Origin of the sequence: Saccharothrix deserti (assembly GCF_009769385.1) — a bacterium.
GTDB lineage: Bacteria > Actinomycetota > Actinomycetes > Mycobacteriales > Pseudonocardiaceae > Actinosynnema > Actinosynnema deserti.
The window spans coordinates 354,487-370,893 of record NZ_VKAB01000001.1; the positions used below are offsets into that span (position 1 = coordinate 354,487).

The following is a 16,407-nucleotide window of genomic DNA, read 5'->3' on the forward strand; positions in this document are numbered from 1 at the left end:
GATCACCCCATCAAGCGACGCCGCGCGGTCATTCCCTCCTGGCGAGCGCCTGGAGATCGGTCACGGTGAGTCCGGTGGCGCGGCGGATCTCGTCCTCGTCCAGGGCACCGCAGTCCAGGGCGCGGATGAACGACGTGGACAGCGCCTGCGCGGTCGCGGGCTCGTCCAGCACCGAGCCACCGGCGCGTTCCACGTACGCCTTGAGCCTGCGGGCGTCCGCCTCCACGCCTTCCAGGTAGAACGCGTGCACGGCCGCGTACCTGGTCACCAGCTGCGCCGGGTGCAGGTCCCAGCCCTGGTAGAAGCCGTGCGCCAACGAGCGGCGCACCAGCCGGTAGTGCGTGCGCCAGCCCTCGTGGACGTCGTCGCCCACCGGCAGCACGTTGGTCGAGCCGTCCGACAGGGCGACGCCGGTGCCCGCCGCGGACACCTGCATGACGTTGCGCGCGAAATCGCACGCGCCGTGCGCCAGGTGCTGGTGCGCCGCGCCAAGACCGCAGCCCGCCGTGTAGTCGTACGTGCCGAAGTGCAGGCCGGTCACCCGGCCGCGGCCCGCCTCGATGAACCTCGGGATGGCCAGCCTGCCCTGCGGGTCCACGATCGACCGGGTCGTCTCGATCTGGATCTCGAACCGCAGCGGCAGCCCGAACAGGTCCAGGACGTCGCCGAACACCTCCACCTGCGCCACCGAGGTGACCTTCGGGAACGTGATCACGAACCCGTCGGGCGCCTCGCCCAACGCGGTGAGGAAGACGTCCAGCGTCCGGATGCCGCGCTCGCGCAGCGCCCTGGTGTCGAACGACTTCATCCGCAGCCCGAACCGCAGCGGCGCCACACCGTCCCGCAGCCAGTCCCGCACGACGAGCGCGGTGCGTTCGGCGTCCGCGTCCTCCTCTTCGTCGGAGCGGACGCCGTAGCCGTCCTCGAAGTCGATGCGCAGGTCCTCCACCGGCTCACCGCCCAGCTTCGACCGCACGCGGCCGTGCACGACCTCCGCCAGTTCGGGCGGCAGGCCGAGCACGTCCGCGAGGCCGTCGGGTGCGTGGTCGTCCAACGCCGCAAGCGCTTGCGCACCCCAATCGCGCAAGGTGGACGACGTCACGCGGTCGGCGGGCGCGTAGCAGGTGTGCACCGGCTGCCTGCCCGCCGGCGCGCGCAGCTCCACGTCGGACAGCCGCGCGGTGACCGCCCGCACCGCCTCCGCCGACAACGACGTCCGCGGCACGTCAGCCGATCCGCTCGTAGGCGGGCAGGGTCAGGAAGTCCACGAACTCGTCGGCCAGCGCGACCTGCTCGAACAGCTCCACGGCCAGGTCCAGGTGCTCGCCTTCGAGCTTCTCGCGCACCTGCGCCAACACCGTGCGGACCAGGTCGGCGGTGACCGGCGTGCCGTCGTCCAGCACCACGTCGTTGTGCACCCACTGCCACAGCTGGGACCGGGAGATCTCGGCCGTGGCGGCGTCCTCCATCAGGTTGTGGATGGCCGCCGCGCCGTTGCCGCCGAGCCACGACAGCAGGTACCGCACGCCGACGTCCACGGCCGACTCCACGCCCGCGCGGGTCGCGCTGCCGCCGGCGGACTTGAAGTCCAGCAGCTGCTCGGCGGTGACGGACACCTCGGGCCGCAGCACGTCGAGCTGGTTGGGCTTGTCCCCCAGCTTCGCGTCGAAGATCTCCCGGCACACCGGCACCAGGTCGGGGTGCGCCACCCACGAGCCGTCGAACCCGTCACCCGCTTCACGGTTCTTGTCCGCGCGCACCTTCTCCAGCGCCTGCGCGGTGACCTCCGGGTCACGCCGGTTCGGGATGAACGCGGCCATACCGCCCATCGCGAACGCACCGCGCTTGTGGCACGTGCGCACCAGCAACTCGGTGTAGGCGCGCATGAACGGCGCGGTCATCGTGACGCTGTTGCGGTCGGGCAGCACGAAGTCGGAGCCTGCGTCGCGGAAGTACTTGATGGCGCTGAACAGGTAGTCCCAGCGGCCCGCGTTCAGGCCCGACGCGTGGTCGCGCAGCTCGTAGAGGATCTCCTCCATCTCGAACGCGGCGGGGATCGTCTCGATCAGCACGGTCGCCCGGATCGTGCCGTGCGGGACGCCGAGCCGTTCCTGCGCGGCGGTGAACACGGAGTTCCACAGCCGGGCTTCGAGGTGACTCTCCATCTTCGGCAGGTAGTAGTACGGCCGGCCGAGTGACGCATTGTGGAAGAAGTGCAGGCCGAAGTCGACCAGCGCGCCCACAGCGGGCCTGCCGTCGATCTCGATGTGCCGCTCGGGCAGGTGCCAGCCGCGCGGCCGGACCACGATCGTCGGCCGGGCCACGTCGTCGCGCAGCGCGTAGTGCTTGCCCTCCGGGGACGTGTGCTCGATCGTGCCGCGCGCCGCGTCGTAGAGGTTGACCTGGCCGGAGACGACGTTGTGCCAGTGCGGCGTGTTGGCGTCCTCCAGGTCGGCCAGCCACACCTTCGCGCCGGAGTTCAGCGCGTTGATGGTCATCTTCCGCTCGGTCGGGCCGGTGATCTCGACCCGCCGGTCGAGCAGCGGCTCGGGCGCTTCGGCAACCCGCCAGTCGCCCTCGCGGACTTCCCTGGTCTCGTCCAGGAAGCCCAGCGGGCGGCGCTGCGTGCGGCGGCGCATCAACGCGGCGTGTTCGAGCCCGAACGACCGGTGCAGGCCGGCCACGAACTCCAGCGCGTCCGGCGTGAGGATCTCGTCCCCGCGCTCCACTTCGCCCCCGAGGACGCGAACACCGGACATGGAAGTCCACCTCGATTCCGATCGGTTTCTACTTCGCGGACTATAGTTTTCACAACGCGGAACGGCAACGAAGGAGTGATCCACGTGGCACGAGAGTCCACCGGCGGCGTCCAGTCGCTGCAACGTGCCTTCGACCTGCTGGAACGCCTGGCCGACGCGGGTGGCGAGGCGAGCCTGTCCGAGCTCGCCGCCACCTCCGGCCTGCCGCTGCCGACCATCCACCGGCTGATCCGCACCCTTGTCACGCTGGGGTACGTGCGGCAGAACAGCAACCGCCGGTACACGCTGGGCTCCCGGCTGATCCGGCTCGGCGAGAGCGCGTCGCGGCAGTTCGGCACGTGGGCGCGGCCGTTCCTGGCGCAGTTGGTCGACCAGGTGGAGGAGACCGCGAACCTGGCCGTGCTCGACGGCGACGAGGTGGTGTACGTGGCGCAGGTGCCGTCACGGCACTCGATGCGGATGTTCACCGAGGTCGGCCGCCGGCTGCTGCCGCACGGCACGGGCGTGGGCAAGGCGATGTTGTCGCAGCTGCCGCGTGACGAGGTGCGCGCCCTGCTGTCCCGCACCGGCCTGCCCGCCTACACCCCGAACACGATCACCGACCCGGACGAGCTGCTGGCGTCGTTGGACCAGATCGCTTCGCAGGGGTACGCGCTGGACGAGAGCGAGCAGGAGCTGGGTGTGCGGTGCATCGCGGTGCCGCTGCACGGTGCGCCGACGTTGGCCGCCATCTCGGTCTCCGGCCCCGACAGCCGCCTGACCAAGGAGTCGGTGGCCCGCATCCTGCCCGAGGTCCTGGGCATCGCCAAACGCCTGACCGACCAAGCCACCCGCCCCTGACCCCGCGAGAGTCGAACACTCACGTAGCGGGAGTCGAACACTCAGGCGGCGAGAGTCGAACGCTCAGGACCCCCGAGTTCAACACTCGGAACGACCGAGTCCGGCATCCGCGCCGCGCGGCTCGTACCTGAACGTTGAATTCGGGGGTCCTGGAGGTTCGACTCTCGGGACCTGGAGGTTCGACTCTCGGGTTAGTTGAGCAGGGCGTCTACGAAGGCGGCGGGTTCGAAGGGGGCCAGGTGGTCGGGGCCTTCGCCGAGGCCCACGAGCTTGACCGGCACGCCCAGCTCGCGCTGCACCTGGAACACGATGCCGCCCTTGGCGGTGCCGTCGAGCTTGGTCAGCACGATGCCGGTCACGTTCACCACCTCGGCGAACACGCGCGCCTGGGTCAGGCCGTTCTGGCCGGTGGTGGCGTCCAGGACGAGCAGCACCTCGTCCACCTTCGCCTGCTTCTCCACCACCCGCTTGACCTTGCCCAACTCGTCCATCAAGCCGGTCTTGGTGTGCAGCCGGCCCGCCGTGTCGATCAGCACGGTGTCGACGCTCGCTTCCACGCCCTGCTTCACCGCCTCGAACGCCACCGAAGCCGGGTCCGCACCCTCGGCGCCACGGACGGTCGACGCACCCACGCGCGAGCCCCACGTCTCCAGCTGGTCGGCGGCGGCGGCGCGGAAGGTGTCCGCCGCACCCAGCAGCACGGTGCGGCCGTCGGCCACCAGCACGCGGGCCAGCTTGCCGGTCGTGGTGGTCTTGCCGACGCCGTTCACGCCGACCACCAGCACGACCGCGGGCTTGGCCCCGGACGTGCCGTCGGAGTGCGGCAGGGCGTTCACCGCGCGGCCCATCTCGGGGTGCAGGGCGTCGACCAGCACGTCGCGCAGCAACGCACGCGCGTCCTCGGACGTGCGCACCCCGCGCGCCACGATCTGCTCCCGCAGCGCCGTGACGATCTGGTCCGTGATCGCCGCACCCAGGTCCGCCATCAGCAGCGTGTCCTCGACGTCGGTCCACGAGTCCTCGTCCAGGTCGCCCGCGCCGAGCAGTCCCAGCAGGCCCTGCCCGAACGTCGACCGCGACCGCGACAGCCGCCCGCGCAGCCGCTCCAGCCGACCGGCCGTCGGCTCGATCTCCTCGATCTCCGACGCCTCTACGGGCAGGTCCACCTCGACGAACCCGCGCTTGACCGAGTCACGCGGCACCGCCGCGTCGTCACCGACACCGGGCTGGCCGTCGACCTCGGTGCGATCGGCCACCGGGTGTTCGACCGGTTCGATCACCTCGACGGGTTCGGCACTCTCGACCGGTTCGGCCTTCTCGACGGGTTTGACCTTTTCGACCGGTTCAGCCTTTTCGACCGGTTCAGCCGTGTCGACGGGTTTGGCCACCGGTGGCGCGGGCGCGTTGAACGTGATCGCGCCACCGGCTTGGTACCCCTTCGCCGGCTGGTCCTGCTCGGGCTCGGTGAGACTGATCCGCCGACGCCGCGCCAGCACGACGCCCGTCACGAGGGCGACCGCCAGCAGTACGGCGACGACGACGATGATCCAGATCAGGGACGTGGTGGACACGTCGCAATCCTCGCACGCCACGGTATGTTGACGATCGACGAACCAGATTGATTTCCCGCAACTTTCCCACCAGGACTCTTGCGCGTGCGGGCGGTGTGGAATAGACCACAGGGCGTGAAGGTGATCGGGCTCATCTCGGGCACGTCGATGGACGCCATCGACGTGGCCGTTGCCGACCTGTCCCTGGACGGCCGGACCGTCGTGCTGACCCCTGTCGAGCACGCCGAGCACCCGTTCCCCGAGGACCTGCGCGAGCCGCCCACCAGCGCCGCCGACCTGTGCAGGCTGGACACCCGGCTCGGCCAGGCGTTCGCCGAGGTCGCCGCCCGGTACGAGGGCGAACTCGTGTCGTCACTCGGCCAGACCGTGCACCACTGGGTCGAGGACGGCCGCTGCCTGGGCACGCTCCAACTGGGCCAGCCCGCGTGGATAGCCGAAGCCACCGGACTGCCGGTGGTGGCCGACCTGCGCGTCCGGGACGTCGCCGCGGGCGGCCACGGCGCGCCGTTGGCGAGCACCCTGGACGCGCTGTGGCTGGCCGGACTCGACGAGCACGCCGGGTTCGACAAGCCCGCGGTCGCGCTGAACATCGGCGGCATCGCCAACATCACCAAGGTATCGCCCGAAGGTGTGGTCGCCTACGACACCGGACCGGGCAACGCGCTCATGGACGCGGCGATGACCGTGCTGTCCGGCGGCCTGCGCACGCAGGACACGGACGGCGAGTTCGCCCGCCGCGGCCGGGTGCACGCCGAACTGCTCGACCGGCTGCTGGCCGACCCGTACTACGCCCGGCCCGCGCCCAAGTCGACCGGCAAGGAGCACTTCGACCGCGCCTACCTCGACCGGGTCTCCGAGGGGCTGACCATGCCCGCCGAGGACTTCCTGGCCACGCTGACCGAACTCACCGTGCGCACGATCGCCGCCGAGTGCGAGGGCACGACGGTGATCGGCTCGGGCGGCGGGATGCGCAACCCGGTGCTGGTCGAGTCGTTGGCCCGACACGTGGACCTGCGCACGAGCGACGAACTGGGACTGCCCGCGGACGGCAAGGAGGCCTACCTCGCCGCCCTGCTGGGCTTCCTGACCTGGCACGGCCTGCCCGCGAACGTGCCGTCCGCCACCGGCGCCGCCGGTCCGCGCCCGCTGGGGTCGATCACCCCCGGCCGCTACCCGCTGCGCCTGCCCGAACCCGCGATCACGGCCGTGGACAGGTTGACGATCAGCACGATCAGCACGACGAGCACGATCAGCACGACGAGCACGGCCAGCCGCCGGGAGCGGCAGTCGGATGGAGGAGACCATGCGCGCACTTGACGTCGGCATCATCGTGCTGTTCCTGGTGGGCATGCCGCTGCTGGGCGTGTGGATCGCCGGGAGGCAGCGCTCCGCCGCCGACTACTTCGTCAGCGAGCGCCGCATCTCGTGGTGGGTCGTGTGCGTGTCGGTGGTGTCGGCGGAGACGTCCACGCTGACCGTGCTGAGCGTGCCGACGATCGCCTACCTGGGCCCGATGACGTTCCTGTCGCTGTCGGTCGGCTACCTGATCGGCCGGATCGTGGTGTCGTTCGTGCTGCTGCCGAAGTACATCGCGGGCGAGCTGATCACCGCCTACGGGTTCCTCGGCAAGCGGTTCGGGCCGGGGCTGCAGAGCACGGCGTCGATGACGTTCCTGGTCACCCGGCTGCTCGCGGACGGCCTGCGGCTGTTCGCCACGGCCATCCCGGTCAAGGTCGTGCTCGCCGCGTACGGGGTGAACGCGTCGTACTGGGTGATCGTGGCGGTGCTGGGCGTGGCGATGGTCGTCTACAGCTTCCTCGGCGGCGTGCGGGCCGTGGTGTGGGTCGACGCGATCCAGATGCTCTGGTACGTCGTCGGCGCGTTCGCGGTGATCATGGTGCTGAGCGGGAAGCTGCCCGACGGGTGGTTCGGCGCGGCGGCCGACGCGGGCAAGTTCCAGGTCTTCGACTTCGACGCCAGCCCGTTCACCTCGCAGTACGCGATCGTGACCGCGTTCGTCGGCGGCGCGGTGCTGTCCATGGCCTCGCACGGCGCGGACCAGCTGATCGTGCAGCGGCTGATGGCGACCAAGGACGTGCGCGCGGCGCAGAAGGCGCTGATCGCCAGCGGTGTGGTGGTGTTCCTCCAGTTCGCGCTGTTCCTCTTCATCGGCGTGATGCTGTGGGCGTTCTACAAGGCGGCCCACCCGGTCAACGACCTCGGGTTGAACAACAACGACGAGCTGTTCGCGAGCTTCATCGTCAACGAGCTGCCGTCCGGGCTGTCCGGGTTCGTGATCGCGGGCATCCTGGCGGCGGCGCTGTCGTCGTCGCTGGGCGCGCTGGCTTCCTCGACCGTGACGGACGTGGTCCAGCGGGTGGTGCGGCGGCCGATGAGCGAGGCCGAGGTGTTCCGGCAGGGCCGGATCTGGACCGTGGTGTGGGCCGGGCTGCTGATCGTGTGCGCCGGGCTGTTCGCCACGCTGACCAGGCGCGGCAACCCGATCGTGGAGCAGGGTCTGTCCATCGCCGGGTTCACCTACGGTGCGCTGCTCGGCGCGTTCCTGCTCGGGTTGCTGTTCCGCAAGGCCAAGCAGCTCGACGCGATCGTGGCGTTCGGCGTGACCGTGGTGGTGATGGCGTTCGTCATCCTGGGCGTGAAGTTCGTCGGGCCGGATGCGCACCTGGAGATCAATTTCGCGGCGGCGGCCCCCGCCAAGAAGATCTTCTCCCTGGCCTTCCCCTGGTACACGCCGTTGGGTGTGCTGGTGACGTTGATCGTGGGTGGGCTGATGTCGTTGCGGCACAAGGGTTACCAGCCGCCGGACATCGGGGACGACGTGGTGTCGGTCAAGGCGGCGTGAACACCGGTTCGCAGCGGTCCACGGCGGTTCAGGCGGCGTCGTTGGCGCGGTAGGCGACCAGTTCGAGGTGGAGGCGGAAACCGAGCCGGTCGAACAGCCGTTGGGAGGAGCGGTTGCCGGCGAGGATCGCGGCGGCGGCCTGCGGTCGTGCGCCGGACTTCTCGGCGAGCTTCCAGATCAGCTCGGTGACCAGCGCCCCGCCGACGCCGTGGCCGCGCACGTCCGGTTCAACGGCCACGAAGTCCAGGTAGAACTCGCCCGGTTCGGCCTTGCCGGAGGCGTAGCCGAGGACCCGGTCGCCGTCCATGGCGACCACCACGGTGTGCGAACGGCTGCCGTCCACGAGTTTTCGCCCGGACAGGTACGTCTTGGGGAAGCACCGCTCGTGCAGCACGGCCACCGCCTCGTGCACGGCCGGGTCGGTCGGCAGCACGCGCATCTCGCGGGCCGGTCCGGTGCGCGGGCAGCTCGCCTCGCGCAGCAGCAGGTTGCGCAGGCCGTCGCCGCCGAGGACGTGTATGCCGCACGCGCGGGCGGCGGAGAAGGCGTGCCGTTCGGCGAACGCGGCCAGCCGCCGGTGCCCGGTGTGACCGAGCAGCTCGCGGTCGGCGACGCCGTCGAGCAGCGGCGCGGCGTGGGCGTAGAGGGTGTCGGCGGTCTGGTCCCAGATCCGGCTGCCCGCCGGGTGGTTGACCGGCACGTCGACGAACGGCCCGTGCAGGTAGGCGCGGCCGGAATCGGCGTCGACCTCGACGCTGAGCGCACCGCACACCCAGCCGGAGTCGTCGGTGGCGACCACGGTGCACGAGGCCCAGTCCGGCTCGAACTCGGCCAGCTCCGCGGAGATGTCGCCGAGCGCCTCGCCGAGGTAGCCGATGTGGTGCGCGTCGTCGGCCTGCAACCGCAGGATCAACGCGAGAACGGCGTCCAGGTCGTCCTGGGCGGCGGGACGGATGTCGTACATGTCTGGAATGGTCACCCGCGAGGTCGGACGAATGCGAGGGAGTTTTCGGTGCTGGACGGGCGGGACGTGACGGAGGTCGCGCGGCGGTGCGCGGCGTTCCTCGACGGGGCGGTGGACGCCGACTGGACGGCGGTCGTGCCCGGCATGGACTGGACGGTCGCGAAGACCGTGGCGCACATCTCGGACTGCCTGCTCTGGTACTCCACGGACCTCCTCGCCGGGCCGAGCGAGCTGAGCACGGCCGACGTCGCGGTGCGGCCCGACTCGTCGCCCGCCGACCTGGTGCGGACGCTGCGGACGTTCGCCTCCGTGCTGGCGGCGGTGGTCGAGGCGACTCCGGCGGACCACCGCGGCTGGCACCCGTGGGGTCTGGCGGACGCGGCCGGGTTCGCCGGGATGGGGTGCGACGAGATGCTGGTGCACACCCACGACGCCGCTCGCGGCCTCGGGCTCGAGTTCGCGCTGCCGCCGGAACCGACCCGGAAAGTGCTGGCCCGGATGTTCCCGGAGGCCCCGACCGACCGCGACCCGGCGGAGACGCTGCTCTGGGCGAACGGCCGCATCCCGCTCGGTGACCTGCCGAAGCGCACCGGATGGCGCTGGCACTGCGCTCCCCCGGGCTCCTAGCGTCAAGGTCATGACGGACGACGTCCTCGACATCCCCTTCGCCGACGCCTTCGCCTTCGACCCCTCGCCCACGTGGGCGAGGCTGCGGGAGGAGGCGCCGGCGGTCCGGGTCCGCACCCTCGCGGGCGCGGAGGTGTGGCTGGTGACCCGCTACGACGACGTGAAGCTGGTGCTGGCCGACCCGCGGTTCTCCCGTGCGGGCGTGGTGGCGGCGGGCGCGCCTCGCGTGGGCGTGTCCCGGCCGTTGCCCGGCACCCTGCCGACCACCGACCCGCCCGAGCACACCCGGCTGCGCAAGCTGGTGTCCGGCGCGTTCTCGCACCGGCGGATCGAGCAGACCCGGACGTGGGTGCGGGAGCTGTGCGAGGAACTCGCGGACGACGTGGCGGACGGCGTGGACCTGCGGCGGGTGTACGCGCTGCCGTTGCCGATCCAGGTCATCTGCACGCTGCTCGGCGTGCCGTACGCGGACCGGGAGAGGTTCCGGGAGTGGGTCGAGCTGGCGTACAGCCTGGAGATGTCCGAGCAGGCCAGGGTCGAGGCGGCGATGGCGAGCCTGCTGGAGTACATGGGCACGTTGGTCGCGGCGAAACGGCGGGACCCGCGGTCGGACGACCTGCTCGACGAGCTGTGCACGACACCGCTGACTCACGACGAGCTGGTCGCGTTCGCACTGAACCTGCTGGTCGCGGGGCACGAGACGTCGGCCAACCAGATCACCAGCTTCGTCGCCACCCTGCTGCACGAGCGCTCGCAGTGGGAACGGCTGGTGGACGACCCGTCGCTGGTGCCGAGCGCGGTGGAGGAGCTGATGCGGTTCACCCGGCTCAGCGAGGTCGGGCAGCTGCGGGTGGCGCTGGAGGACGTGGAGATCGCGGGCGTGGTGATCCGCGCGGGCGACGGCGTGATGGCGTCCATCGGCTCGGCCAACCGCGACCCGCGCGCGTTCCCGGACCCGGACTCGCTCGACCTCGCCCGCACCCCCAACCAACACCTGGCGCTGGGCATCGGCCCGCACTTCTGCCTCGGCGCGCAGTTGGCCCGGATCGAACTCCAGGAGGCGCTGTGGGTGCTGCTGCGGCGGTTCCCCGGGCTGCGCGCGGCTCGGCCGGTCGAGGAACTGGCGTGGCGGAGGGTGCTGGTCAGCGGTCTCGCCGAGCTGCCCGTGCGGGTCTGATCGAGTCTCGACACGGCGACGCGACGGCACCGATGACCGACATCTATTGCCGCGGGTTTCGCATTGGGGAACCCTGGGAGGGTGAGCGAGGAAACGATCCAACTCGAACTCAACGACAGCGGGGTGGCGGTAGACCTACCGATGCCTGCCAACCAGCGGGACACGGTGCAGGAGGTCCCCTACCGGCCGGTCGAGTTCCGTGACGACGACCTGCCCAGCGCGTTGGAGCGCGCCGCCTCCTGGCTGCGGCAGACCCAGGACTGGCTCGGTGAAGCGGTCGACGTGATCGCGGTCCACCTGGACTACGACGACACGAAGGGTTCACCGTATTACGCCCTCAAGTTGCTGTGCAACGAGGAGGACTTGGCAGGCGTGCCGCGTGTGGTGCGCGAACACGAGAGCACTACTGACGAGTAACGTACGCTGGTGACATGCCAGATCGCGTGTACCCGCCGGTGATCGCCGCGGCCAAGCTGATGTTCCGCGTGCTCGACATGCGCATCAACGTGGAGGGCGCGGATCACGTGCCGACCACCGGCGGGGCCGTGCTGGCCTCGAACCACGTCTCCTACCTCGACTTCATCTTCGCCGGCTACGGCGCGCAGCCCGCGCGCAGGTTGGTCCGGTTCATGGCCAAGCACGAGGTGTTCAAGCACTCCGTGTCCGGCCCGCTGATGCGCGGGATGCACCACATCCCGGTGGACCGGACCGCCGGGCAGGCGTCCTACCAGCAGGCGTTGGACGCGCTGCGGGCCGGTGAGGTCGTCGGGATCTTCCCGGAGGCCACGATCAGCCGGTCCTTCACCGTCAAGGAGGTGAAGAGCGGCGCCGTGCGGCTGGCGTCCGAGGCGGGCGTGCCGCTGCTGCCGACCGCCGTGTGGGGCACCCAGCGGCTGTGGACCAAGGGCAGGCCGAAGTCGCTGACGCAGCGGCACGTGCCGATCACGATCCTCGTGGGCGAGCCGATGGAGCCGACCACGGACGACGCGCTGCGCGAGCGGATGCAGGAGCTGCTCGACGACGCCCAGGCCCGTTACCCGGAGTCGGGCGAGGGCCAGTGGTGGCAGCCCGCGCACCTCGGCGGCGCGGCACCGACGCCGGAAGAGGCCAAGCAGCTCGACGCCCGCTGAACGCCTTTCAGGCCCACTTCTCGACGACCTCCGTCAGCCGCCGCTCGAAGGTCATGAACGCGTTGCCCTCACCGCCGTCGCATACCACGACGAGCTCGCCGGACACCGTGACGCAGCAGGCGAGCCCGCGTGGGCTGCGGCGGATGCCGACGACGTCCTCGATATCGGCTCGACCGCCGGCCGGGTCGCGGTAGAGGCAGACGGAGAGGGCGTCGTAGGCAAAGTCGCCCTCGTCCAGGAAACCGGCGAACGGCGCGGGGTTGTCGCCGTCGACCTCGACGAGGTCACCGGCGGTGGTGACGGCGATCCCGCCCTCGGCGAACAGGACGTCGTGCTCCCACAAGGTGGCCCGCTGGATGCCGAAGCGCTTCTTCGCCTTGTACTCCGCCGAGATGCGCGTCGACGCCATGCCGATCTCGGCGGCGACCCGGGCGAACGCCCTGGCCTGACCGCGCCACACCTCGCGGTGCTCCGGCAGGCGCGCCATCACGTCCGCGTTGAGCCGCTGCAACCGACTCCGCTCCCGCCGCACCTGCTCGACCCGTGCCCGGAGCCGGTCCTCCAAGTCGCCCATGAGGCGACCCTACGCACAGATCAACGGGTCAGCGGGGCAGCGGACGTAGTGCTCCGCGGGCGTCCCCGCCAGAGGGGTCCCCTGATTTCATCCTGCCGGCCGGCACCGACATTTCGGGCGTTCGGGGCCGAGCCTGTGGACAACTCGTCCGGCTAGGCAGGCGGGGCAGGCGGGGTTGACTCGGCTTCAGCATCGGGCGCGGCTTCGGCGGCGGCAGGTGCCTCGACCTGGGCGGCGACGGCGGCAGCGGCAGCGGCCTTCTTCGGCTTGGTCTCGCCGCGCAGGCGTTGCGAGATCACCTGGCTGATGCCGTCACCGCGCATCGACACGCCGTACAGCGCGTCGGCGATCTCCATCGTCGGCTTCTGGTGCGTGATGATCAGCAGCTGTGAATGCTCTCGCAGCTGCTCGAACAGGCTGATCAGCCGGTGCAGGTTGGTGTCGTCCAACGCCGCCTCGACCTCGTCCATCACGTAGAACGGCGACGGCCGGGCGCGGAAGATCGCGACCAGCATCGCCACCGCGGCCAGCGACTTCTCGCCACCGGACAGCAGCGACAGCCGCTTGACCTTCTTACCCGGCGGCCTGGCCTCCAGCTCGATGCCGGTGGTCAGCATGTCGTCCGGCTCGGTCAGCACCAGCCGGCCCTCGCCGCCGGGGAACAGCACCTTGAACACGATCTCGAACTCGCGCGCGACGTCCTCGTAGGCCGACGTGAAGACCTCCAGGATCTTGTCGTCGACCTCCTTCACCACGGTCAGCAGGTCGCGCCGGGTCGCCTTGATGTCCTCCAGCTGGTTGGACAGGAACTTGTAGCGCTCCTCCAGCGCCGCGAACTCCTCCAACGCCAGCGGGTTGACCTTGCCCAGCAGCGACAGGTCCCGCTCGGCCCGCTTGGCCCGCCGCGCCTGGGTGTCCCGGTCGTAGGGGATCGGCTGCGGCGCGGTCACCATCTCGCCGCGTTCCTTCGCCGCCTCGTACTCGGCGATCTCCTGCGGTGACGGCGGGATGAACACGTCCGGGCCGTACTCGGAGACCAGGTCCTCCAGGCCGATGCCGAACTCCTCGGCGACCTTGGTCTCCAGCTGCTCGATGCGCATCCGCTGCTCGGCGCGCAGCACCTCGTCCCGGTGCACGGCGTCGGTCAGCTTCTCCAGCTCACCGGACATCTCGCGCACCAGGTTGCGGATCTGGGCCAGGAACGCCTCGCGCTGCGTCTTGCGCTCCTGCGCGGTGTCACGTTCACGGGCCGCGCGCGTCAACGACGCGGCGATCTTCTCCAACGCGATCTCGCCGCCGCGCACCACGGCCTTGGCCACGACGGCACCCCGTGCCCGTGCCGCGTGAGCGCGCTGGGCACGTTCCCGCGCCTCGCGCTCGGCACGTGCCGCACGACGCAGGCCCTCCGCCTTGCCCTGCAACGCACGGGCGCGTTCCTCGGCGGTCCGCAGCGCCAACCGGGCCTCGACCTCGCCCTGACGGGCGGCGGCCAACTCGGAGGCCATCTCGTCGCGGTGCGAGGTGTCCGGCTCGTCGTCCAGCGGCTGCTCCTGCGCCACCAGCAGCCGTTCTTCCAGCTCACCGAGCTTGAGCAGGTTCTCCTCGCGGGCGGCCTCGACCTTCTCCCGCTGCACCCGCACCCGCTCCACCTCGGCCTCGGCCGAACGCACCGCCGCCGCCAGCCGGTTCAGCCGCTCGGACGACCGGGCGCGCCGCACCTTGGCCTCGTTGAGCTGCTCCTTCACCGCCGCGACCTCGGCACGGCGGGCCTGCTGCTCGGCGCGTGCGCCCTCGAGAGCGGCCGTGGACTGCTCCAACGCGCGCTCGGCCAGCGCCAGCTTCTCCGACGCCTCGTCCACCGCGGCCTGGACCTCGATGACGCTCTGGCTGCGCCCGGACCCGCCGACCGCCCAGTCCGCGCCGAGCACGTCACCGTCCCGCGTGACCGCCCGCACCGACGGTTGCGAGTCCACCAAGCCCTGCGCGGTGCCGAGGTCGTCCACCACGGCGACCTTGTCCAACGCCCGGTGCAACGCGGGCCGCAGCCGTTCGGGCGCCTGCACCAGGTCGACGGCCCACCGCGCGCCGCCAGGCAGCGACGGCCAGCCGGTCCGGTCGACGGTCGCCGCCGCACCGCCCACCAGCACCCCGGCCCGACCGGTGTCCTGCTCCTTCAACAGCTCCAACGCCGCCACCGCGTCCGCACCGGACGCCACCGCGACCGCGTCCGCGATCGGCCCGAGCGCCGCCGCCAACGCGACCTCCGCACCCGGCTCCACGGTCAGCAGCGCCGCGACCGACCCCAGCAACCCCGGCAGCCGGGACGCCAGCAACGCGCCCGCGCCGTCCTTGCGGGTCAGCCCCAGCGACAGCGCGTCCACCCGCGCCTTCCACGACGCGATGTCGCGTTCGGCAGTCCGCTCGGCCTTGACCAGCTCCTCGACCCGGCGGCGGGCCGCGTCGTCCGCCTCGACGGCCAGCCGGTGCCGCTCGTCCAGGCCGACGTCGTCCTCGTCCTCGGTCCCGGTCACCTCACGGGCCTCGGCCAGCTCCTGCTGCACGACCTCCGACCGCTCGACCGCCTCGGCCAACGCGGTCGACATCCGCTCGATCTCCTCGGCGGTCGCGCTCGTCTTCGACCGCAGCGCCTCGACCTGCCCGGACAGCCGCGCCAAGCCCTCGCGCCGGTCGGCGATGGCCCGCACCGCGGCCAGGTGCGCCTTCTCCGCCGCGGACACCATCCGCTCCAGCTCGGCCCGCGTCTCCACCGCCTCGGCCAGCCCGACCCTGGCCTCCGTCACGCCGTCCTGGAGTTCCTGCTCCAGGACGGCGGTCTGCTCGGCCTCGGCCTCCAGCTCGTCCGGGTCACGGCCGCCGCGCGGCGCGTCCACGGCCGCCGACAGGTGCCGTTCCCGCTCCACGGCCAGCCGCACCGTGCCGCGCAGCCGTTCTTCCAGGGCCGACAGCCGGTACCAGGTGTCCTGGGCCTGCTGGAGCTTCGGCGCGTCGGCCGCGACCTGGTCCTCCAGCTCGTTCTGCTGGACCTGGGCCTGCTGGAGCGACTTCTCCACCTCGGCCCGGCGGGCGCGGGCGGCGGCCTCGTCCTGCTCCTCGCGGGCCAGCGCCTCGCGCTGCGTCACCAGGTCGTCGGCCAGCAGGCGCATCCGGGCGTCACGCAGCTCGGACTGCACGACCTGGGCGCGGCGGGCGATCTCGGCCTGCTTGCCGAGCGGTTTGAGCTGGCGGCGCAGCTCGGCGGTGAGGTCGGTGAGGCGGGTCAGGTTCGCCTGCATCGCCTCCAGCTTCCGCAGCGCCTTCTCCTTGCGCTTGCGGTGCTTGAGGACGCCCGCGGCCTCCTCGACGAACGCCCGGCGCTCCTCGGGCTTGGACTCCAGGATCGCGGCGAGCTGGCCCTGCCCGACGATCACGTGCATCTCGCGGCCGATGCCGGAGTCCGACAGCAACTCCTGGATGTCCATCAGCCGGCACGAGTTGCCGTTGATCTCGTACTCGGTGGCGCCCTCGCGGAACATCCGGCGGGTGATCGACACCTCGACGTAGTCGATCGGCAGCGCGCCGTCGGAGTTGTCGATGGTCAGCGTCACCTCGGCGCGGCCGAGCGGCGCGCGGCCGGACGTGCCGGCGAAGATGACGTCCTCCATCTTGCCGCCGCGCAGGTCCTTCGCACCCTGCGTGCCCATCACCCAGCGCAACGCGTCGAGCACGTTCGACTTGCCGGACCCGTTCGGTCCGACTACACAGGTGATGCCCGGCTCGAAGCGCAGCGTGGTAGCCGAGGCGAAGGACTTGAAGCCCTTCAGCGTCAGGCTCTTGAGGTGCACGCGAGGCAGAGTACCCGTGAACGGCGAGTACCAGTCGTAGGCGGTCCGGCGCTGACCAGC

Annotated in this window: 13 protein-coding genes; 7 read left to right on the forward strand and 6 right to left on the reverse strand. The window is 71.1% G+C overall.

Features of this window, described 5'->3' with window-relative positions; genetic code table 11:
- Window positions 1–28 precede the first annotated feature (28 nt).
- Together FM051_RS13200 and aceB are read right to left on the reverse strand one after the other, a co-directional pair.
- Window positions 29–1,225 carry a DUF6986 family protein gene (locus FM051_RS13200; protein WP_158843211.1) on the reverse strand — a complete coding sequence of 399 codons (1,197 nt, stop codon included), beginning with the start codon at window positions 1,223–1,225 and terminating at the stop codon, window positions 29–31.
- Between the two features lies 1 nt (window position 1,226).
- Complete coding sequence (gene aceB, locus FM051_RS13205; RefSeq protein ID WP_158843212.1) at window positions 1,227–2,759, reverse strand: malate synthase A; 1,533 nt, start codon at window positions 2,757–2,759, stop codon at window positions 1,227–1,229.
- 84 nt (window positions 2,760–2,843) lie between these two features.
- Here aceB and FM051_RS13210 point away from each other — a divergent pair, with 84 nt between their 5' ends.
- A complete protein-coding gene (locus FM051_RS13210) occupies window positions 2,844–3,599 on the forward strand; it encodes an IclR family transcriptional regulator (RefSeq protein ID WP_158843213.1) in 756 nt (251 codons plus the stop codon).
- A gap of 191 nt (window positions 3,600–3,790) precedes the next feature.
- Here the strand turns inward: FM051_RS13210 and ftsY are convergent, their stop codons facing one another.
- Entirely contained in the window at window positions 3,791–5,170 is a 1,380-nt protein-coding gene (gene ftsY, locus FM051_RS13215; RefSeq protein ID WP_158843214.1) for a signal recognition particle-docking protein FtsY, read from the reverse strand.
- Window positions 5,171–5,284: 114 nt separating this feature from the next.
- Here ftsY and FM051_RS13220 point away from each other — a divergent pair, with 114 nt between their 5' ends.
- Both FM051_RS13220 and FM051_RS13225 read left to right on the forward strand, forming a co-directional pair.
- Window positions 5,285–6,487 (forward strand): anhydro-N-acetylmuramic acid kinase, encoded by a 1,203-nt coding sequence (locus tag FM051_RS13220; RefSeq protein ID WP_158843215.1) that lies wholly within the window; start codon window positions 5,285–5,287, stop codon window positions 6,485–6,487.
- Window positions 6,474–8,033 (forward strand): sodium:solute symporter, encoded by a 1,560-nt coding sequence (locus FM051_RS13225; RefSeq protein WP_158843216.1) that lies wholly within the window; start codon window positions 6,474–6,476, stop codon window positions 8,031–8,033. The genes FM051_RS13220 and FM051_RS13225 overlap by 14 nt, the downstream gene beginning before the upstream one ends.
- 28 nt (window positions 8,034–8,061) lie before the next feature.
- Here the strand turns inward: FM051_RS13225 and FM051_RS13230 are convergent, their stop codons facing one another.
- A complete protein-coding gene (locus FM051_RS13230) occupies window positions 8,062–8,997 on the reverse strand; it encodes a GNAT family N-acetyltransferase (protein ID WP_158843217.1) in 936 nt (311 codons plus the stop codon).
- A 48-nt stretch (window positions 8,998–9,045) separates the two neighbouring features.
- Between FM051_RS13230 and FM051_RS13235 the strand changes: the two genes are divergently transcribed.
- From FM051_RS13235 to FM051_RS13250, 4 genes are all read left to right on the forward strand, one after another.
- Window positions 9,046–9,624: a maleylpyruvate isomerase N-terminal domain-containing protein gene (locus FM051_RS13235; RefSeq protein WP_238412359.1), complete on the forward strand. Its 579-nt coding sequence runs from the start codon at window positions 9,046–9,048 to the stop codon at window positions 9,622–9,624.
- A gap of 10 nt (window positions 9,625–9,634) precedes the next feature.
- On the forward strand, window positions 9,635–10,801 hold the full coding sequence (locus FM051_RS53135; protein ID WP_158843218.1) for a cytochrome P450: 1,167 nt from the start codon (window positions 9,635–9,637) through the stop codon (window positions 10,799–10,801).
- An 81-nt stretch (window positions 10,802–10,882) separates the two neighbouring features.
- Window positions 10,883–11,218 carry a hypothetical protein gene (locus tag FM051_RS13245; protein ID WP_158843219.1) on the forward strand — a complete coding sequence of 112 codons (336 nt, stop codon included), beginning with the start codon at window positions 10,883–10,885 and terminating at the stop codon, window positions 11,216–11,218.
- Between the two features lie 14 nt (window positions 11,219–11,232).
- Window positions 11,233–11,931 (forward strand): lysophospholipid acyltransferase family protein, encoded by a 699-nt coding sequence (locus tag FM051_RS13250; RefSeq protein WP_158843220.1) that lies wholly within the window; start codon window positions 11,233–11,235, stop codon window positions 11,929–11,931.
- A gap of 7 nt (window positions 11,932–11,938) precedes the next feature.
- Here the strand turns inward: FM051_RS13250 and FM051_RS13255 are convergent, their stop codons facing one another.
- Window positions 11,939–12,505 carry a hypothetical protein gene (locus FM051_RS13255; RefSeq protein WP_158843221.1) on the reverse strand — a complete coding sequence of 189 codons (567 nt, stop codon included), beginning with the start codon at window positions 12,503–12,505 and terminating at the stop codon, window positions 11,939–11,941.
- A 152-nt stretch (window positions 12,506–12,657) separates the two neighbouring features.
- The gene (gene smc, locus FM051_RS13260) at window positions 12,658–16,347 is read right to left on the reverse strand and encodes a chromosome segregation protein SMC (RefSeq protein WP_158843222.1); all 3,690 of its coding nucleotides are present in this window, start codon (window positions 16,345–16,347) and stop codon (window positions 12,658–12,660) included.
- Between the last annotated feature and the right edge of the window lie 60 nt (window positions 16,348–16,407).

Coding starts and splice junctions, on each gene's coding strand:
- aceB (WP_158843212.1), bottom strand. CDS start 2,759: ATGTCCGGTGTTCGCGTCCTCGGGGGCGAAGTGGAGCGCGGGGACGAG.
- FM051_RS13225 (WP_158843216.1), top strand. CDS start 6,474: ATGCGCGCACTTGACGTCGGCATCATCGTGCTGTTCCTGGTGGGCATG.
- FM051_RS13230 (WP_158843217.1), bottom strand. CDS start 8,997: ATGTACGACATCCGTCCCGCCGCCCAGGACGACCTGGACGCCGTTCTC.
- FM051_RS53135 (WP_158843218.1), top strand. CDS start 9,635: ATGACGGACGACGTCCTCGACATCCCCTTCGCCGACGCCTTCGCCTTC.
- FM051_RS13250 (WP_158843220.1), top strand. CDS start 11,233: ATGCCAGATCGCGTGTACCCGCCGGTGATCGCCGCGGCCAAGCTGATG.
- FM051_RS13255 (WP_158843221.1), bottom strand. CDS start 12,505: ATGGGCGACTTGGAGGACCGGCTCCGGGCACGGGTCGAGCAGGTGCGG.